This window comes from Bacteroides galacturonicus, from assembly GCF_003096855.1.
In the GTDB taxonomy this organism is placed as follows: Bacteria; Bacillota; Clostridia; order Lachnospirales; family Lachnospiraceae; genus Lachnospira; species Lachnospira rogosae.
Genome location: NZ_QEOA01000002.1, coordinates 90,022 through 109,605, shown reverse-complemented (window position 1 = coordinate 109,605; position 19,584 = coordinate 90,022). Strand labels below are relative to the sequence as shown.

Annotated in this window: 17 protein-coding genes; 1 reads left to right on the top strand and 16 read right to left on the bottom strand. The window is 35.8% G+C overall.

All coding sequences use genetic code 11. The features are described from left to right. Nucleotides 1–35 precede the first annotated feature (35 nt). From plsX to C7390_RS00445, 16 genes are all read right to left on the bottom strand, one after another. Complete coding sequence (gene plsX, locus C7390_RS00520; protein ID WP_055306619.1) at nt 36–1,052, bottom strand: phosphate acyltransferase PlsX; 1,017 nt, start codon at nt 1,050–1,052, stop codon at nt 36–38. A gap of 291 nt (nt 1,053–1,343) precedes the next feature. Beyond that, on the bottom strand, nt 1,344–1,523 hold the full coding sequence (gene rpmF / locus C7390_RS00515) for a 50S ribosomal protein L32 (protein WP_022501712.1): 180 nt from the start codon (nt 1,521–1,523) through the stop codon (nt 1,344–1,346). A 4-nt stretch (nt 1,524–1,527) separates the two neighbouring features. Continuing rightward, nucleotides 1,528–2,052 carry a YceD family protein gene (locus C7390_RS00510; RefSeq protein ID WP_022501711.1) on the bottom strand — a complete coding sequence of 175 codons (525 nt, stop codon included), beginning with the start codon at nt 2,050–2,052 and terminating at the stop codon, nt 1,528–1,530. A 225-nt stretch (nt 2,053–2,277) separates the two neighbouring features. Further along, complete coding sequence (locus tag C7390_RS00505; RefSeq protein WP_055174816.1) at nt 2,278–3,477, bottom strand: acetate/propionate family kinase; 1,200 nt, start codon at nt 3,475–3,477, stop codon at nt 2,278–2,280. 249 nt (nt 3,478–3,726) lie between these two features. Next, nucleotides 3,727–4,728, bottom strand: coding sequence for a phosphate acetyltransferase (pta, locus tag C7390_RS00500; protein WP_116443396.1), 1,002 nt, complete (start codon nt 4,726–4,728; stop codon nt 3,727–3,729). A 241-nt stretch (nt 4,729–4,969) separates the two neighbouring features. Next, nucleotides 4,970–5,524 carry a 2'-5' RNA ligase family protein gene (locus C7390_RS00495; protein ID WP_116443395.1) on the bottom strand — a complete coding sequence of 185 codons (555 nt, stop codon included), beginning with the start codon at nt 5,522–5,524 and terminating at the stop codon, nt 4,970–4,972. Between the two features lie 97 nt (nt 5,525–5,621). Continuing rightward, entirely contained in the window at nt 5,622–6,980 is a 1,359-nt protein-coding gene (locus C7390_RS00490; RefSeq protein WP_318295440.1) for a tRNA(Met) cytidine acetate ligase, read from the bottom strand. 483 nt (nt 6,981–7,463) lie between these two features. Continuing rightward, entirely contained in the window at nt 7,464–8,828 is a 1,365-nt protein-coding gene (locus C7390_RS00485; RefSeq protein ID WP_022503197.1) for a PFL family protein, read from the bottom strand. 50 nt (nt 8,829–8,878) lie between these two features. Beyond that, on the bottom strand, nt 8,879–9,151 hold the full coding sequence (locus tag C7390_RS00480) for an ACT domain-containing protein (protein ID WP_022503196.1): 273 nt from the start codon (nt 9,149–9,151) through the stop codon (nt 8,879–8,881). Between the two features lie 76 nt (nt 9,152–9,227). Continuing rightward, entirely contained in the window at nt 9,228–10,025 is a 798-nt protein-coding gene (locus C7390_RS00475; RefSeq protein WP_022503195.1) for an MBL fold metallo-hydrolase, read from the bottom strand. A 59-nt stretch (nt 10,026–10,084) separates the two neighbouring features. Further along, nucleotides 10,085–12,292 carry a cell division FtsA domain-containing protein gene (locus C7390_RS00470; RefSeq protein WP_116443393.1) on the bottom strand — a complete coding sequence of 736 codons (2,208 nt, stop codon included), beginning with the start codon at nt 12,290–12,292 and terminating at the stop codon, nt 10,085–10,087. 43 nt (nt 12,293–12,335) lie between these two features. Beyond that, the gene (gene coaE, locus C7390_RS00465) at nt 12,336–12,926 is read right to left on the bottom strand and encodes a dephospho-CoA kinase (RefSeq protein ID WP_022503194.1); all 591 of its coding nucleotides are present in this window, start codon (nt 12,924–12,926) and stop codon (nt 12,336–12,338) included. A 48-nt stretch (nt 12,927–12,974) separates the two neighbouring features. Further along, nucleotides 12,975–15,659 carry a DNA polymerase I gene (gene polA, locus C7390_RS00460; protein WP_116443392.1) on the bottom strand — a complete coding sequence of 895 codons (2,685 nt, stop codon included), beginning with the start codon at nt 15,657–15,659 and terminating at the stop codon, nt 12,975–12,977. Nucleotides 15,660–15,732: 73 nt separating this feature from the next. Then, entirely contained in the window at nt 15,733–16,101 is a 369-nt protein-coding gene (locus C7390_RS00455; RefSeq protein WP_022503192.1) for a zf-HC2 domain-containing protein, read from the bottom strand. A 349-nt stretch (nt 16,102–16,450) separates the two neighbouring features. Next, nucleotides 16,451–17,482 (bottom strand): cytidylate kinase-like family protein, encoded by a 1,032-nt coding sequence (locus C7390_RS00450; protein WP_082421574.1) that lies wholly within the window; start codon nt 17,480–17,482, stop codon nt 16,451–16,453. Between the two features lie 12 nt (nt 17,483–17,494). After that, nucleotides 17,495–18,835 carry a sodium:proton antiporter gene (locus C7390_RS00445; protein ID WP_116443391.1) on the bottom strand — a complete coding sequence of 447 codons (1,341 nt, stop codon included), beginning with the start codon at nt 18,833–18,835 and terminating at the stop codon, nt 17,495–17,497. Between the two features lie 345 nt (nt 18,836–19,180). On the opposite strand from C7390_RS00445, the gene C7390_RS00440 reads away from it, so the two are divergent. Then, nucleotides 19,181–19,528, top strand: coding sequence for a hypothetical protein (locus C7390_RS00440; protein ID WP_090141423.1), 348 nt, complete (start codon nt 19,181–19,183; stop codon nt 19,526–19,528). Nucleotides 19,529–19,584: the final 56 nt, after the last annotated feature.

Sequence of the window (19,584 nt, the reverse complement as noted above, 5' to 3'; positions counted from 1 at the left end):
TAATGTACATCCTTGTACTACTATAAATATTATATCTATTCTTCTGTTAATTCCGGCATATGCGAAAGTGACTCAACAATCTGCTCATTAATATTGCTTTTTGAAAATGTCACGCATTGAAGAATTGAATTCTTTACCTCTTTAGCTTTGGCACTTCCGTGTGTCTTAACAACAAGACCATTAAGACCTATAAGTGGTGCTCCACCATACTCTGATGCATCCATAGTCTTAAGTGTACTCTTAATTGAGTCCTTAACAAGCATTGCTCCAATCTTTGACTTAAGATTAGAATAAAATGCACCCTTAATCTTAGATATAATTGTACCAGCAAGACCCTCGTAAAGCTTTAATATAACATTACCAACAAATGCATCACACACGATAACATCTGCACCGCTTCTTGGTATCTCTCTTGCTTCAATGCTTCCTATAAAGTTAATATCATCACACGCTTTAAGAAGTGGAAATGTCTCCTTAACAAGCTGGTTGCCTTTCTCCTCTTCAAGGCCAACATTAACTATCGCTACTCTTGGCTTCTTAATCCCAAGACAGTTCTCCATATATATAGAACCCATCTTAGCCCACTGCACAAGAAAAGCTGGTCTGGCATCAACATTAGCCCCACTGTCAACTATCAGCACACAGCCTTTATCAGTAGGAACAATCGCACCTATTGGTGGTCTTTCAACGCCTGGAAGACGTCCAACAATAACCTGTCCACCAACTAATATAGCACCAGAACTTCCTGCTGATACGAAAGCATCAGCTTCTTTATTCTTAACCATATTAAGAGCCTTAACCAAAGATGAATCTTTCTTATGTCTTATAGCCATAACAGGTGGCTCACCTGTTTCTATAACCTCTGTAGCATTAACAACTTCTATCTGCTCTTTGCTATAAGTATATTTGGAAAGTTCGTTATTAACAACATCTTCTTTTCCAACAAGATATACAAAACATTCTTTGCTTGTATTTACGGCATCTACCGCACCTTTAACAATCTCGCCAGGGGCATTATCTCCACCCATAGCATCAAGTGCAACTTTTATCATAAATATACCATTCCTTATATAAATTATGCCTTTTAAATATACTACTAAAATGCTATTTATGCAAGCAAAGCTTAAAAGAAAGCATATGCTAAAAATGTATTTCACCTATATTCTTAATAAGGATCCAAAAAGAATATATCTATGAACAGGAACACCTTTGGTCTTAGCCGTATCCGTCCCACCATCCAGGCAGATTAGAAACTTTCATTTATTAGAAACGTACACGAAAGGCATAAAAAATGAGCCTGCCCTCTAAAGGACAGACTCATTAAATAAGTTACTCTATAGAAATTAATCTACAGTAACGATTTCTTTCTTGTTGTATGAGCCACAAGACTTACATACTCTATGAGGCATCATTAATGCACCACACTTGCTGCACTTTACGAGATTAGGAGCGCTCATCTTCCAATTAGCTCTTCTCTTATCTCTTCTAGCCTTTGAAGATTTATTCTTAGGACAAATTGACATTCGGTTACACCTCCTTAAAATTCTTTAAAATATCTTTGAAAACAGACATTCTTGGATCCAGGATATCCCTGTCACAACCGCACTCTCCTTTGTTCAGATTCGCACCGCAAATCAGACAAATTCCTTTGCAGTCCTCCTTACATAAGGTCTTTCCCGGCATGGATATCAGTATTTCGCCGAAAACTAACTTGTCCACGTCGAGGTCGTATCCATCAATATAGTCTTTTTCTTCTTTTGCTTCTTCCTCGGATGCGTTATCATTAAAGTCAACAATCTCATCAACCGTATAGTCAACGCGTGTATCAACTGGCTCTAAGCATCTGTCACAAGGAATACTAAGGGTAACATAAGAATCAGCCTTAATAGAAAGCTTATTCTTACCTAGCTTCTTAATGATAACATCAACCGCAGGCTTATCAATTATATCATAATCAGAAGAACCTGTATTAAATGTATTCATCTCAATATCTGCTTTATAACTCTTCTCATCCTGTGAACCGGATAAAAGCTCTCTTAAATCAATTAGCATAATTGTCTCCAATTCATACTATATATAGTAAATAAGCATAACGCTTACCACACTTGGTCTATTATACGCACCTGATATTGGTTTGTCAATAACTAATTTAATATATTTAATCACGATATATCAAACCGCACGATATATTTATTCATAATATATTCAATTATAAAATATTCAACCATACGATATATCCAATTATGATATATTCAATCAATTAACACATGTCATTAATTACTTTACAAGTGCTAATGTTTCTCTTGCAATAGCAAGTTCTTCATTTGTAGGAATTACGCAAAGCTTAACCTTTGATTCTGGTGTAGAGATGATGCCTTCAACACCGCAAGCCTTCTCAGAAGCTGCTTCATCAAGTTCAACACCAAGGAAGCCAAGATACTTGCATACCATTGGTCTTAACCAAGCTGCATTTTCACCAACACCAGCTGTAAATGTGATAGCATCAACACCATTCATAGCTGCTGTATAAGAACCGATGTACTTAGCTACTCTGTAAGCATAAGCTTCAAGTGTAACCTTAGCTACTTCATTGCCTTCGTTAGCTGCTGCGTTAAGATCTCTGAAGTCAGAAGAAATACCACCTGACATACCAAGTACACCTGACTTCTTGTTAAGAATATTAAGCATTTCGCTTACTGTAAGATTCTCATGGTTGCAAAGGTATTCGATAATAGCTGGATCAAGATCACCTGAACGAGTACCCATAATAAGACCTTCAAGTGGAGTAAGACCCATAGATGTATCTACACACTTGCCACCGATAGAAGCTGAGATTGAAGCACCATTACCAAGGTGGCATACGATAACCTTAGCTGTCTTAGGGTCAAGGTCAGCAAACTTGATTGTTTCCTTTGATACAAAGCTGTGGCTTGTTCCGTGGAAACCATATCTTCTTACACCATACTTTTCATAATATTCACGAGGAATAGCGTAAAGATAAGCCTTTGGCTCCATTGTTCCACCAAATGCTGTATCCCATACAGCTACATTTGGCTTACCAGGCATAGCAGCTTCAACAGCTTCAATACCGATAAGGTTAGCTGGGTTATGAAGAGGTCCTAAATCGAAGCACTCTCTTACTACCTTCTTAACATCTTCTGTTACAAGACAAGACTCGATATACTTCTCACCTGCATGAAGTACTCTGTGACCTACAGCAGCAATTTCGTCTGTAGACTTGATCACACCGTGTTCTGCATCCATAAGAGCATCAAGTACAAGCTTAACAGCAATGTTGTGATCCTTCATAGGTGTTTCAACAACATACTTATCCTTTCCTGTTGGCTTATGTGTAAGGATAGAACCATCAATACCGATTCTTTCTACGAGACCCTTTGCGATAACGCTCTCATCTTCCATATTGATTAACTGATACTTAAGTGATGAGCTTCCGCAGTTTAATACTAAAATATTCATTCTTATTAATCTCCTATAAAATTAAATATAAGTTATATAATCATTTAATATAATATAAATCATTTAACAATACTTTCTTTATCGGTTCACCGATAGCACTATATTCAAAATAAAAATATCATATTAAATAATCAGTCTATGTTAGTTATACAAACAATATGAGGGGCAAATAATTCGTCCCTCATATTATTATAAATGATGTACCTGACTGCCGCGTAGCAATCATATCATCAAAATGTATGTACACAATTATTTAGCAGCATCCTGAGCCTGAACTGCTGTCATAGCTACAACACCAACGATATCTTCTGCGAAGCATCCTCTTGAAAGATCGTTAACTGGCATTGAAAGACCCTGAAGAACTGGACCATAAGCGCCAGCCTTAGCAAGTCTCTGAACTAACTTGTAACCAATGTTACCAGCTTCAAGTGAAGGGAATACTAATGTGTTAGCCTTACCAGCAACCTTGCTGTTAGGAGCCTTAAGTGCTGCAACTTCTGGAACTAAAGCAGCATCTAACTGAAGTTCACCATCAACAGCAATGTCTGGGTACTTTTCGTTAGCAATCTTAACTGCATCAGCTACCATAGTTACTCTTTCGTGCTTAGCACTTCCGTATGAAGAGAATGAAAGCATAGCAACTTTAGGTTCTGCACCAACAAAGCTCTTGAATGAATCTGCAGATAATGCTGCAACTTCTGCAAGCTTCTCTGAATCAAGATCTGGGTTAACAGCACAGTCAGCGAATACGAATAATCCATTCTCGCCTAATTCACAGTTAGGAACCTCCATAAGGAAGAAACCTGATACACTGCTGATACCTGGCTTAGTCTTTAATAACTGAAGAGCTGGACGGATTGTGTTACCTGTTGAATGGCAGGCACCTGAAACTGCACCATCAGCATCACCGCACTTACACATAAGGCATGCATAGTACATATAATCCTTCTCCATCTGTTCCTTAGCCATCTCAGGTGTAACACCCTTCTTAGCTCTTAATTCAACGAACTTGTCGATATATTTCTGCTTATTAGGATCATTGAATGGATCTACGATTGCAGCACCTGTAATATCATATCCCTTGCTGTTCTCAGCGATTTCTTCTGGTGTACCGATGATTATAAGATTAGCGATACCTTCCTTTAAAATCTTCTCAGCAGCTGCGAATGTTCTCTTATCCATAGATTCTGGTAAAACGATAGTCTTCTTATCTGCTTTTGCTCTAGCGTAAATTGTGTCAATAAATGCCATGATTACTGACTCCTCCTTAAAATATGAATTTCGGCACATTATGTTTACCATTATGTTACCGCTACTTTTGCCCTCATTATATACCTTTTTTTGCGTAAGACAAGGTGAGGATTGTTCTAAATGTTAAGCAATTTTACTGAATTATGTCTATAATCCAATGTTATTTAAGCTGCTGCATTATCATTTATGGTATCTATAACCTTTTTAATTCCAAACCACACAGTTAAATCTGTGAATATATCTACAACGCTACACTCATCACTTCTCTATATGGATTGACCGTAGACAATCCTATTTTAGCAATCCAACCATCTATAGGCATAAATAAATCCTGTAATACAGCAAATGCCTGTCTCATCTGCTCCTTATCAAGACATTTGCCAAGTGTAATATGCGGCATCCACGAATATGGCTGATAAAATTTGCTTATATTAGTTTCTGGAATTGTTGCAAATTCATTATATATTGATATTGAAAGATTCATCATATACTCGTTAAGTACAGGTGCGGCATATATCACGCGAGGAAAAAGCTGTCCGACCGATACTATATTTATCGTATTATTTATATTTACAACGCCTTTTTCATCTAAAGGCTGTAACTTTTCCCTGCATACCTTTTCAAATGCTGGAATTAACACATCAACATTCCTTGCCTCAATTGCGCTGATTGTAAGATGAGGCATAACATTATTCCTTATCATAAAATCATTGCCTGTTTTATCGGCAATTCTTTGTTGCAGATGTTTCAATATTTTATTAGTATTTTCATCAAAATACGCTGATATTAAATACATACCTAACACTCCCTGAATATATAACCTGTGCCAACAGCATACTATTTTCCAACAGTTGAATTGTATATGTTTCCTCTTATTTAACTCACACTTTTTATCATACCCTGACAGGTCCCCTCACAAAATCCCCCAGTTCTTTAACTCCATATTTTCCAGCAACAATCATATTATAAATATTAGCCGCGTGTATATCATCAAGCAGCATTTCCTTATAGTCAGCGGTCTTTGTTATAAGTGGGACTTCCACAGTTTTTCTTATATATGAAAGATACTCCTGCCCCTTTTTATCAAATCCAAGCACTCTTATATATGGTGCATTGGAATATTTTTTCATGTGTTTTTTATCAAGCCCTAGCGTTATCCTTACAAGTGCTCTTTTTATTCTGGAAAGCGGCACTTCTTTTGTCTTTATATGTTCGCACAGGCTTCCAAATGAAAACGCCCCATTATCTTCACTTTCTGACCTCTGTTGTACTGTTCTTGTTATCATATCCATAGCGGACTTATATAATCTGCCAGCAATCTCCTTGTTTACATCTGGATACTGCATAACATTTTCTATAAATACATTTTTATCATAACTACTCGCAAAAAGTATATCTAAAAGTCTGGTAAATAACGCTTCTGTTATGTCATCAGGATATATATAATTCGTATTTGAGGATAATATTAACCCCGCTTTTACAGGTATATATTCCGATATATTAATAATATTAATATTATTATTTTTTTCATTATTTATATCATTATCATCTTTCGTTATAGTATCTATAGTGTCACCAGCTACGCAATCACTATCTATACATTTTTTCATTCCATTTTTAAGATTTTCTCTCAATGCCGTCGCACTTGCATACTCACTTCTTATATCTGTATCATTATAACTATCCCCCTGTCTTTGTACGGTATAAGGCTTAATAGCATAATTATTTTTTATAACAGCTTTCAGATATTCAACCGCAAGTATATTATTAGAACTTGTAAGCATTGCCGCAGTATCTTTATCCGTCAGCTTCTCCACAACCTTCTGTCTTGCAGCGGCGTAGGATATTCCATTGGCAGTGTATTTAGATATTTCCTTATATAGCGTATCTTCATTATCGCACAAAACGTGTGCAAGCTTAGAAAGCCTTTCTATATCCCCGCTCTCACTCCCAAAAGCAATACTGTCAGCTTTTATATAATCAAGAACCTTTAAAGCACCAGCGGCAAAGTTCTCAGCACTAGACACAGCATAATTAACAGGTAGTTCAACGACAAGATTAACTCCGCTGTTAAGTGCCATAGAAGCACGCGTATATTTATCAATAACAGCCGGTTCTCCACGCTGTACAAAATCCCCGCTCATAACAGCAACGCTTATATCCGCCCCTGTAAGCTCCATTGCTTTATTAAGATGATATAAATGTCCATTATGAAATGGGTTGTATTCTGTTACAAGTCCTACTGCTTTCATATATAAATCCCCTTGTATTTTAATTCTATGAATAAATTCCATAAATATTATGTGCTCTGCGTTGCTTTTCCACGCATCCGAAGTTTCGAAGAAACTTCTAAGTGACTACGAAGTAGTCATATTATATCATATGCCCTGCGTTGCTTTTCCACGCATCCGAAGTTTCGAAGAAACTTCCAAGTGACTACGAAGTAGTCATATTATATCATATGCCCTGCGTTGCTTTTCCACGCATCCGAAGTTTCGAAGAAACTTCCAAGTGACTACGAAGTAGTCATATTATATCATAACATAAATTATAATTAATATTAAACACAGCGAATATATCCAACACATAAAAATGCCTCTGAAGCTTTTGCTCCGGGGGGATTTTTACTATGTAAGTTATTTCAATATATATGTCACTTCGTTATATATATTAACCACCATATAACTTATGTTGTCATATAACTTACAGCAATATATTAATTCTAAAATGTGTAATTAATTCTTAAAACTATGTATAGGCGCAGGTATTCTTCCTGGTCTGTTTACAAATGCTGAGCAGTCAAATGTATTAACCGGCATAATAGGAGCATAGCCTAAAAGTCCGCCGAATTCTACAGTTTCGCCAACACCTTTTCCAACAACAGGTATTACTCTTACGGCTGTTGTCTTCTGGTTTACCATACCGATAGCTGCTTCATCTGCAATGATACCAGATATTGTAGATGCCTTTGTATCTCCTGGTATAGCAATCATATCAAGACCTACAGAACATACACATGTCATAGCTTCAAGCTTTTCAATAGTAAGTGAACCCGCATTAACTGCATCAATCATTCCCTGATCTTCACTTACCGGAATAAATGCACCACTAAGTCCGCCTACATATGATGAAGCCATTACGCCGCCTTTCTTAACCTGATCGTTAAGAAGTGCAAGTGCTGCTGTTGTTCCCGGAGCACCGGCTCTCTCAAGTCCGATTTCTTCAAGAATTTCTGCAACAGAATCACCAATTGCCGGTGTTGGGGCAAGTGAAAGATCAATTATACCAAATGGTATGCCAAGTCGTCTAGAAGCTTCCTGAGCAACAAGCTGTCCTACTCTTGTTATCTTAAATGCTGTCTTCTTGATAGTTTCGCAGAGTACTTCAAAGCTTTCTCCTCTTACACTTTCAAGCGCATACTTAACAACACCCGGACCACTGACACCTACATTGATAATAGCATCATCTTCTGTAACTCCGTGAAAAGCTCCTGCCATAAATGGATTATCATCTGGAGCATTACATAATACAACAAGCTTTGCACAGCCAAGAGAGTCTGCATCTTTCGTTAATGCGGCAGTCTCTTTAACTATTTCGCCCATAAGTCTTACAGCATCCATATTAATACCCGTCTTTGTAGAGCCGACATTTACTGAGCTGCATATAAGTTCCGTAGATGCAAGTGCTTTAGGAATTGAACGGATAAGCAGTTCGTCGCTCTTTGTCATACCCTTTGATACAACAGCAGAATAACCACCTATGAAATTAACTCCGACTTCATGGGCAGCCTTATCAAGTGTCTTTGCAATAGTTACATAATCGTCAGGTGTTTTACAGCATGAGGCACCAACTAATGAAATAGGTGTTATAGAAATTCTTTTATTAACTATTGGAATACCTATTTCCCTTGAAATATCCTCTCCTGTCTTTACAAGGTCTTTAGCAAGAGTTGTGATTTTTTTATATATTTTTTCATTTACTTCATCAAGATTCTCGCTTGCACAGTCAAGAAGATTGATACCAAGTGTAATTGTTCTTACATCAAGATTTTCCTTCTCAACCATTTTGTTGGTTTCAGTAACTTCATATATGTTAATCATTTTTCTCCTCATTTCCGCATCGCCAATGGCGTATACTTAATAATAGTTAATTAAATTCTGTGCATCATATCAAAGATTTCTTCTCTCTGACATTTAATTACAACACCAATTTCCTTGCCAAGATTCTCAAGTGCTGTTACAACTTCATCAAAGCCTGTATTGGAATTTGATAAATCAACTATCATCATCATATTAAAATAACCTGATACGATAGTCTGTGAAATATCAAGAATATTAATTTCTGTCTTAGCAAGATATGTACACACCTTTGCTATGATACCAACAGTATCCTTTCCTACAACTGTAATTACACATTTTTTCATAATAGTCCTCCATTCTTTGCATTTGTGCATATGTATTTATGTAAATATGCTCTCGCATATTTATACCACTGTAGTGCTATATTTCAAGAAGTGTTGATGGCTCACTTCTCTTTGCTACCTCTATATGAAAATCTTTAGACTTGTATTCATTATCACTTAAGTCTATCTCTAACTTAACTGTTTCATATGCAAGCTTATCATAATTATTCTCTTTGCTTAAATGTCCAAGGTATATCCCTTTAATGTTATCATTAAGAAGGGAATTGATAAGCCTTGCTGATGAATCATTCGACAAATGTCCTTTATTGCCAAGTATGCGCTGTTTAAGATAATAAGGATAACTTCCTATCTGAAGCATATTAATATCGTGGTTGGCTTCAACAAGCATCATATCTGAATTCTCAAGATTATCAATAATATAGTCATCATAATATCCAAGATCTGTTATGACCGATGCCTTGTTATTATCACAATATACACTGTAGGCAACTGGTTCATTGGCATCGTGCGATACCCTGAAACTATGTATTGTCATATCTTTAAGATGAATATCTGTATCAGCTTCAATTATATGGTAATAATCTGAGTCTATATTTCCAAGGCTCGTAGCTGCCTTAATTCCATTAATTGTTCCGTCTGTTGAATATATTGGTATTCCATCTTTTCTTGACATTACGCCAAGTCCTTTTATATGGTCAATATGTTCGTGTGTAACAAATACTGCATCTATATCCTTTAATGATACATCTATGCTGTTAAGCCCTTCTTCTATCTTCTTACGGCTTATTCCAGCATCTATTAATATATGTGTATCATCTGAACCAATATATATACAGTTGCCACTACTGCCGCTTGCAATCGGCATCATTCTCATAAGTCAATCCTCATTTCTATTATTATGAATTATAAATTCTTCACATTACTTAAAGCTTGTTATTCCCAGAATATCTTTATATCATCACCATCATTTAGCGGTGCTGTATATTCACTTCTGATACCATTATGTAATATTACAATATTTCCCTTGGGTTTGGAAAGGTCAAAGTCATAAAACTGGAATAAATCAACAAGCACATAATCACTCTTTCCCTTTAATACAACAGGTGTCCCATTAACGATTATTGACACATCCCTGATTGGCCTTTGAATATCAGATGCTGTATTAAATGAAGCTTCATCGGCTGATTCTTGTGTATCACCGGCATTATTATTACCTTTAGTCGCATCAGACATATCAGACGAATTATTATCATCACTATCATTCTGGACTGCCGGTCCATTTCCAGCTTCATTATTCTGCTCAGTATTGTTATCTGAATAATAACCTCTGTCAGCATCTTCATTTTCTACATCATCTTCTAAATCAGCATAGCTAGTCTGCTTAGGCACATTGCTGAATGAAACCATAAAATTCTCATAAACCTTAGTATGTTTATTGGCTGGCATATTATTAACTAATACATCATAATCTTTATAGTCCAGGTCAAGGAATGTAAATAACTGTTCTACTGTATAGAAGTTCTCTATTCTTATTGAGTCTTCATTTCTGATATCATAGAATTCTGACTTTAATTCACCATTAACGTATGCAAATCTTGGGCAGACGATATTCTTTCCATTGACAACAAATGTTATATCTGAACCAAATTCTTCTATCTGTCCTAAAGTAATTGAAGCCGGCTCACCAATCGTTGACTCCTCAACAAATATGACATCATTCTGCTCAATTGCTGTATTAAGGCTGGCAGGCTTATTATTAAGTGTAATGACTGCACCTTCCCCGGCAAGACCTCTTACAAGCCTTACTTTGCCATTAACCATAAATTCAATCTGAGCACCCCGTCTTGGGAAAAGCTTCTCATTAGGATAACCTATCTGCATAATCGCATCAAATACTGTGAGCTTATTATTATCATATAACTTAATACGCTCATTATTGACATTAACAAATATAAACTTATTCTTCTGTGTATAATAATTCGTACATATACCTACTGGTGTTACATATAAAGAATCTTTCTCAAAGCCTTCAACATTAAAATCCACTGTTGTAAGGACTTCCTTTCCTCTTATTGCAACTCTTTCAGGTGCTATGCCAAGATTCTTAGCAAGTACCTTGGTGTAACTTGGCATTTTACCGCCACCACCTACAACGAATACAGCATTTACCGGCTTACCGCCATTAAGCTCGATAATCTTATCTGATGTCGACTTTGCCATATTATCAATTGATTCTTCTGCTATTGCCTGTATCTCGCTTGAAGCAACCCTCTGTTCAAGTCCCATAATATCATTGAACACAACCTCTTTATTGTCCGGATTGCTTGCGGATATCTTAATAGTCTCCGCTGTGTTGAAGTCAACAAGATAATTCTTTGCAATTTTTTCTGTTATCTCATCACCTGCTAATGGAATCATACCATAAGCCACAATGCTTCCATCTTTAGTAATACATATATCCGATGTACCCGCTCCGACATCGACAAGACATATGTTAAGAAGTCTGTACTGTTCTGGAATCGCAATATTCATTGAAGCTATTGGCTCTAATGTAAGTGAAGCAACATTAAGTCCAGCATACTCTACTGCCTCGTATAGTCCGTCTACAACTTCTTCCGGAAGAAATGTAGCAATAAGCTCAACAAATATTTTTCTAGCCTTATGCCCCTCAAGGTTACCTATATCATAACCATTAAGCTGATATCTTATAGGTGTATTGCCTACACAGTAAAATCTGTCTTTCTGTGTGGCATCATTGATTGAATGATGTGCATTCTCTACCGCAAGAAGATTAAGCGAATATATATCCTCCGCTGTAACTCTTGTCTCTTCTTCAAATTCATACTCGGCAGTCGCATTAACTGTTCTTAAAACCCTGCCCGCAGCAGCTATACATACATCTTTAAGTTCCATATTAAGCTGCCTTTCAAGTGCAAGCTTAACCTGACGTATTGTGTCGCCTACTTTATATATATCGTGTATCTGCCCATCAAGCATAGCACGCGTTGTATGGAGCTGCTGTGCCATTGCTGCTATTTTAAATCTGCCATATTCAAGATAACCTACAACGCCAACAACGCTCCTTGTTCCTATATCAAGACCAAACACATAACTATTGTTGGAATTCCTTTCTTTATCCATATCATATCCTCATTTCTGCCCACATTTTAACACAAGAGCCACTTTAGCTCAATAAAATGTTTTGTATCTGTCTGAAAGTATATTCTAAATCCTTATTATTATCAATACAATAGCTGCATTTATCTTTAATATTCTCTAATGCCTGCTGGCTCTTTAATATATTATCAATCTTCTCATCACTATAGCCACGGCTTTCTTTTAAGCGCCGTCTTCTTATATCCTCTGATGTGTCTATATACCATACCTCATCGCAGAATACATCATAATGTTCTGTAAGCAGCAGTGCTGACTCAACAAATGTATAATCTAATCTTCCAGCTATTTTATTATTCGTTATGCGTGTGATAACCTCCTGCTTTACTGCCGGGTGGACTATACTATTTACTGCCATACGTTTATTGGCATTAGAAAATATTATATCTGCCAGCTTCTTTTTATCAATCTCTCCTGTTTCATCGACAATGTCTTCGCCAATCAATGCTATCATCATTTCATATGTCTTAGAACCTTTTGTATACAATCCTTTGGCTACATCATCCGTCATAATAATATCACAGTTGTAATTATCAGCTAAATATTCAAGAACTGCTGATTTACCAGCACCAACTCCACCTGTTATTCCAATTGTCTTCATAAGTAGTCCTCATTTATAGTTATAATATACTTTTCTATACCTATAGCATTAATGTGCCTCAAGCCAGTTTTTACCCTGCTTTATATCTATTTCAAGTGGCACTTTAAGACTTACTGCCTCTTTCATACCCTCTGTTAATATCTGTCGTACTTCATCAATTTCATCTATAGCTGTTTCAACTAAAAGTTCATCGTGAACCTGTAATATAAGGTGTGATTTAAGACCTTTTTCCTTTAAAGCCCTGCTGACCCTAATCATAGCAAGCTTAATAATATCAGCCGCTGTTCCCTGTATTGGTGCATTCATAGCAACTCGTTCCCCAAATGAACGCTGCATAAAGTTACCAGATGAAAGTTCAGGTATCTCTCTTCTTCTGTTAAACATTGTAAGAGAATATCCTTTTTCTTTGGCAGAGCTTACAAGTCCGTCAATAAATTCTTTAATTGATGGATATGTCGCAAAATATTTGTCAATATAAGCCTTAGCTTCTTTTGGTGTAATACTTAAATCCTGACTAAGACCAAACGAACTCATTCCGTATATTATTCCAAAATTAACTGCCTTGGCATTGCTTCTCTGTAATGGTGTAACCTCATCTATAGGAGTATTAAATACTTCTGCCGCTGTTGCCCTGTGAATATCTTCTGATGAATTATATGCAGCTATTAGCTTCTCATCACCTGACATATGGGCAAGTATTCTTAACTCAATCTGTGAATAATCAGCATCAATAAACACATAGCCGTCTTTTGGAATGAATACCTTTCGTATCTTCTTTCCCATCTCCATTCGTATTGGTATATTCTGAAGATTAGGATCTGTACTGCTTATTCTTCCCGTAGCAGTAATTGTCTGGTTAAATGTTCCGTGAATCCGTCCATCTTCTTTAATATATGCTGTAAGTCCGACAGCATATGTTGAATTAAGCTTTGCTAACTGTCTATATTCAAGTATCTTCTTAACAATTGGATAATCTGGTGCAAGCTTATCTAAAATATCTGCGGCTGTAGAGTAACCACTTTTTGTCTTCTTTCCGTTAGGCATACCCATTTTCTCAAACAGAATAACACCAAGCTGTTTAGGCGAATTAATATTAAATTCTTCGCCTGCAAGCTCATATATCTCTTTCTCAAGGACATTTATCTTCTCTGTAAGTACCTTTGAGTAATCATCAAGCTCATTCTTGTCAACCCTTATACCGAATCTTTGCATATCGTAAAGCACGAATACAAGAGGCATTTCTATATCATTGTATAATGAATACATATCCTCTGATATAAGGACATCTATAACAGGCTGTGCACATCTATAATTTACATATGCCTTAAAGCAGGCAAGTTTAAACAAGTTCGCATCATCAATATCAAAGCTTTCCTTTATGCTTCTCTTTCCAAGAAGCTCTGTCTGTGACATAATAAGCATTGAAAGGTATTCTCTTGCCAGTGCTTCATAATCATATCTTTCATTGTTAGGATGAATAAGATATGCAGCAATTGCTATATCCATAAATGCCTGTTCTGATACTTCAAGGCTGTCATCGTTATTCTCATCTGTATAGTTATCAAAAATGTAAAGATAGTCTTTAAGATTATCTATTACAATATTCCTGTTATCTGAACACTTTATTAATATCATAAGCTTATCTTTTAAATAATCAGATGTAATAAAGCCTCCAGCTGGAATATAATATATATCCTCATCAGAATATGATATCGAAACTCCAAGAAGCTCGTCTTCTGCAATTATTCCAAGTCCGATTTTTTTATTTTCTTTAATATGTGAAGCTGCTGTTTCAAACACTTCCTCGGCTTTGGCAAAATCCTCCACCTTATAAAAATGTTTACAACATTCAGGCTCTGACTGTGTACCATTGTCACATCTTTTAAGCATATTCTTGAAATCGTAACGCTTAAAAAGCTTATATGACTCCTGATTAAACATATCATTAATATCCGCATTATTAATGTCATAATCGACATCAACATCTATCTTAATCTCTGATAAATAACGGCTTAATTTAATCTGCTCAATATTTTCTTCTATTGATTTCTTAGCCTTTGGCGGCTTTAATTCTGATATATTATCTATAATATTATCTATATTATGATACTTTATTATTAAAGCTGAGGCTGTCTTAGGGCCTATTCCCGGTGCACCAGGTATATTATCAGAGCTGTCACCCATAAGTGCCTTCATCTCTATGAATTCCGCAGGTGTTACGCCATAAAGTTCTTTTACATCTTCTGGATAATAATCTTCAACCTCTGTAACTCCCTTTTTAGTCTTTGGTATACGGATTTTGATATTAGTATCTGCAAGCTGCAACAAATCCCTGTCACCAGATACAATAGACACGTCAATTCCCTGCTTCTGCGAGTTCTTGGCTATTGTTCCTAGAATATCATCTGCCTCAAAGCCTTCTTTTTCTACTATAGTTATATTCATAGCTGTAAGTAGTTCCTTCATAAGCGGAACCTGCTGTCTTAACTCAGGAAGCATCGGCTTTCTTGTGCCTTTATAACCATCATATACTTTATGTCTGAAAGTTGGTGCACTAAGATCAAATGCAACTGTAACATAATCAGGCTTTTCCTCATCTATAAATTTAAACATAATATTAAGGAATCCATACATTGCATTAGTATGTATTCCTTCGCTGTTAGTTAAATCAGGCACTCCGTAGAATGCCCTGTTTAATATACTGTGCCCATCTATAAGCAGCAATTTACTCATTCTAAATCTCCATTCCAGCTGGAAATCCTGTAAATAGCAGGATACAAAATGCCGTATTACAACATTCCAGCTTTTAATAATATCTGATTATTATACAAATAATAAAAGTCAGAAGCATAATTACTTCTATCATAATATTCAATATTGTTATATTATGATTCCATTCTCTTATTGCATTGCATTTATCTATGCTTAGAGATAATTTCAAGTCAACTAATGTCTTAAAATCATAGCTGTCTATGCAGGCTTTGATAGCTGGAGGGGTATTTTTTGATATATTGTCTTCATCAAGTCCGTATGACACAATATAATATATCTCCAGTTCTTCTTTGCAGTCCTCACAGTTAAGGATATGCTGTATGAATTGTTCTTCCTGCTTTAATGAAAGATTGCCTTTGTCGTAATCTTTAATCATTTTCTGAATTTGCTTGCAATTATCCATAATATGCCTCACTGAGCCAATAGTTTGTCGGACGGACGAAATCGCACAAGATGTGCTCTTCTGGTGGTATCCGAATTTAGTTCTTAATTCAGGCTAAAACCATTGGGGTATTTTAGTACGCCGTGCAGGTTCTGGAAAGCTTTGCTTTCCAGAACTGTCGGGCATTCGCCCTATCAGTCTAAAGCCCAAAGAAGAACTTTGTGCAAGCACAGTTCTTCCTCAGGCTTCAGACTGGCACGGCTCATTGCTTACGCACATTATAGCAGAAAATGCACAGACTTTCCATTAAAAGTCTGTGCATTATTAAAAAATACATTACTAATTTCAGGTTGTTACATTTAACGGATATTTATTTATCCCTGTTAATAACTCTTAATATGAGGTTGACAGCTTCATCTATACCATAGCTTGCACTGTTAATACATAAATCATAGTTGTATGCCTGCCCCCATATATTATTGGTGTAGAATTTATAGTAACGTTCTCGCTTTTTATCCAATTTAACCAACCTCTTTAATGCCTTAGAATATGGAATTTTCTCAAGTTCCATAATACGTCTTGCTCTCTGCTGTACAGGTGCAGTAATAAATACACTGACGTGAGGTATATTGTTATTCTTAAGAATAACGTCAGCACAACGTCCGATAACAATAAAGTCCTCTTTCTCAGCAAGTTCCCTAAGAATTTCTGATTCATTAAAGAATGCCGCATCATTAGCTGGAAGTCCATGGTTACGGCTGAAACGTCTTGCCTTTTCTGGATTAATCATTTCGTGGCTTAAGTCAATCTTCTTGCTCTTCCATCTTGCATCTTTTTCTGCATCTTTACGGATAACAAGATCCTTGAAAATCTCAGCATCATAATAGTTAAGTCTTAATTTATCAGCAAGTGCAAATCCGATATCAGTACCAGCACTTCCCTCTGTACGGCTTATACATATTATCATTCTGTTATCGTTGTTATTTCTATGGAAGTTAGATACATTTAACTCACTGATTGATGTATCAAGTATATCAACTGAACCAAATCCGTGAGGAAGTTCTGCTATCTCGTTTAATATGTCATTATACTGACGCATAAACTTAGACTTAGCTTCCTTATCCTTAATTGTTCTTGCCATATTTCCTACAAGAGCAACTTCACTTCTTAACAGATATCCGTGTGGGTTAGTATATATAAGTGCACTAAGCTTATCAAGACATTTGTCCGCATCACCTATAAATACTCGTCCAAGTTCTGAACCTACACTCTCATATACATTGCTATCAAGTTCATATATCTTCTTAGCAAGATTGTAGGCAATTGTCTTAGCATCATAATTTGATGACTTATTCTCATTATTGATACTATTATCAATATTATTAATATTATTATCGCTCATATTGCCTTCCTCCTATAAAAAGAATATTAATGTGTCAAGTATAAACACAGGAACTAAAATACCTATAGACCAAAGCATATATCCGAAGAAACCAGGCATTCTGACACCATTCTCGTCTGCAATGGATTTAACCATAAAATTAGGTGCATTACCGATATATGTACCAGCTCCCATAAATACCGCACCACAAGATATAGCAGTAAGAAGCTTCACAGTTATAATACCTGCACTTGTTGTAATACCATTTGTAAATCCTAATGTACCAGCAGTGGTAAAGAATACAAGGTATGTTGGTGTATTATCAAGGAAACTTGAAAGTGCACCTGTTGTCCAGAACATCTGCCATGCCTTGTTAATTCCAAGTGTTGGACCAACAGCCTTAAGAATCATCAGAGCTGGCTGCATTGTAATAAATATACCTATAAAAAGTACAGCTACTTCCTGAATTGCACCCCAGTTGAAATGGTTCTTGGTTCTAATCTCAGATGGTGTTGTCTTAAATGACAATAACGCTGATAAAAGAATTATTGCAATCTCTATCATTGTAACAAATGAGAATGTTACTTCTCCAATATGTAATCCCTTAAGCTCTCCGTTAGCTCCGATAAATGCTGGGACATTAGTAAGTGTACCACTGAGTACAACGGCAATTACGATTGTTACTATAAATATAATATTGTGAGCACCCTGAAGCTTTAATTCTGTTGATTCCTTACTTATATCAGGCACACTACCCTCAGCAATATCAAGTCTGTAATTATGTCTGTCAATCATATAGAATATTGGAAGCAGAATTACAAGATTAAAGCATAATACTGGAAGCAGATGTAAACTCCATGTAAACGGAACCCCTCTCATAAATCCCATAAGAAGTGGTGGATCACCAATTGGTGTAAGACAGCCACCCATATTAGAGATAAGGAATATAAAGAATATCATAATATGACTTCTTCTATGTCTCCAGGAGTTCATCTTAATAAGCGGACGAACCAATAACATACTTGCACCAGTTGTTCCTATTAGGCTGGAAAGAAATGTTCCTATTAATAATGTAATTGTATTTACTCTTGGTGAACCAACCAAATCACCATCAACAGATATATTACCTGTAACACAGAATAAACCAAATAATAAAATAATAAAACTAAGATAATCGTTAATTATACATTCAAGCACCGTTTCCGCTGCTGTTGATGCACCTTTTGTTACCGCATATGGAATGATAAATAAAAGTGACCAGAATATAACTACGTGTATCTGATGACTTTCCCACCATTCAGCTTTCACAAGTGGCATAATTGCAATACATAAAAGTAATCCTGCGAAAGGGATACAAAGCCATAATGGCAACATAATAAATTCCTCCTGTTCATAATAATGATTATTTATTAGATAAACATAACCTCAATGTTTATTGCTAAAGAATTATAGTCCATTTATAAAAAAAATAAAAGCATTATTAAGTTTTTATTTAAAAACAACAAACCACTTTTCGCTTTTCACACAGCATTAATATATAAAAATACAACAAACAATATATAAGCATAACAAATAATATAAATACACAGACAACTATATATAAACACATAACAAGCAATCTATAAGTAAATGCCAAATTGTATATAAGCCATTTCTATTACATAGTCTATATGTTATACTTTAGACAAATAATTAATTAGTTTACTTATGGAGGTTATTATGTACGACTTAAATGTATTGATATTTGATATAAATAAAACTGCCGAAGATGAGGAACAGGTAAAGACATTAAACAACCTGTTAAGTCTCTTTGGCGGCAAAGCAGAGATAAAAAATAAGTTCGATAGAAACCAGCTTGTATTATCCTACGATGAAGAAAAGCTCAAAAAATGGAAAACAAGAAATGCAGGCCGCACAAGCAATTACTATAATCTTTCCGTTAAAGAAGTCAGGGAAATGATTAATACACTGGGTGCAGAGCAGGCAGCCGCCAAGCTTGGAATGACCAAGCAGGGAATGTATAAAAGGCTAAAACGCTGTCTGGAAATTGATACAGAACGATTCTAGCCATATCTTACACCAAAAATCACAAAAAGGAAGCCTTTATACAAAGACTTCCTTAA

What these genes read in the sequence shown, in the direction of transcription:
- plsX (WP_055306619.1), bottom strand. Translation starts at nt 1,052, where the DNA reads ATGATAAAAGTTGCACTTGATGCTATGGGTGGAGATAATGCCCCTGGC.
- rpmF (WP_022501712.1), bottom strand. Translation starts at nt 1,523, where the DNA reads ATGTCAATTTGTCCTAAGAATAAATCTTCAAAGGCTAGAAGAGATAAG.
- C7390_RS00510 (WP_022501711.1), bottom strand. Translation starts at nt 2,052, where the DNA reads ATGCTAATTGATTTAAGAGAGCTTTTATCCGGTTCACAGGATGAGAAG.
- C7390_RS00505 (WP_055174816.1), bottom strand. Translation starts at nt 3,477, where the DNA reads ATGAATATTTTAGTATTAAACTGCGGAAGCTCATCACTTAAGTATCAG.
- pta (WP_116443396.1), bottom strand. Translation starts at nt 4,728, where the DNA reads ATGGCATTTATTGACACAATTTACGCTAGAGCAAAAGCAGATAAGAAG.
- C7390_RS00495 (WP_116443395.1), bottom strand. Translation starts at nt 5,524, where the DNA reads ATGTATTTAATATCAGCGTATTTTGATGAAAATACTAATAAAATATTG.
- C7390_RS00490 (WP_318295440.1), bottom strand. Translation starts at nt 6,980, where the DNA reads ATGAAAGCAGTAGGACTTGTAACAGAATACAACCCATTTCATAATGGA.
- C7390_RS00485 (WP_022503197.1), bottom strand. Translation starts at nt 8,828, where the DNA reads ATGATTAACATATATGAAGTTACTGAAACCAACAAAATGGTTGAGAAG.
- C7390_RS00480 (WP_022503196.1), bottom strand. Translation starts at nt 9,151, where the DNA reads ATGAAAAAATGTGTAATTACAGTTGTAGGAAAGGATACTGTTGGTATC.
- C7390_RS00475 (WP_022503195.1), bottom strand. Translation starts at nt 10,025, where the DNA reads ATGAGAATGATGCCGATTGCAAGCGGCAGTAGTGGCAACTGTATATAT.
- C7390_RS00470 (WP_116443393.1), bottom strand. Translation starts at nt 12,292, where the DNA reads ATGGATAAAGAAAGGAATTCCAACAATAGTTATGTGTTTGGTCTTGAT.
- coaE (WP_022503194.1), bottom strand. Translation starts at nt 12,926, where the DNA reads ATGAAGACAATTGGAATAACAGGTGGAGTTGGTGCTGGTAAATCAGCA.
- polA (WP_116443392.1), bottom strand. Translation starts at nt 15,659, where the DNA reads ATGAGTAAATTGCTGCTTATAGATGGGCACAGTATATTAAACAGGGCA.
- C7390_RS00455 (WP_022503192.1), bottom strand. Translation starts at nt 16,101, where the DNA reads ATGGATAATTGCAAGCAAATTCAGAAAATGATTAAAGATTACGACAAA.
- C7390_RS00450 (WP_082421574.1), bottom strand. Translation starts at nt 17,482, where the DNA reads ATGAGCGATAATAATATTAATAATATTGATAATAGTATCAATAATGAG.
- C7390_RS00445 (WP_116443391.1), bottom strand. Translation starts at nt 18,835, where the DNA reads ATGTTGCCATTATGGCTTTGTATCCCTTTCGCAGGATTACTTTTATGT.
- C7390_RS00440 (WP_090141423.1), top strand. Translation starts at nt 19,181, where the DNA reads ATGTACGACTTAAATGTATTGATATTTGATATAAATAAAACTGCCGAA.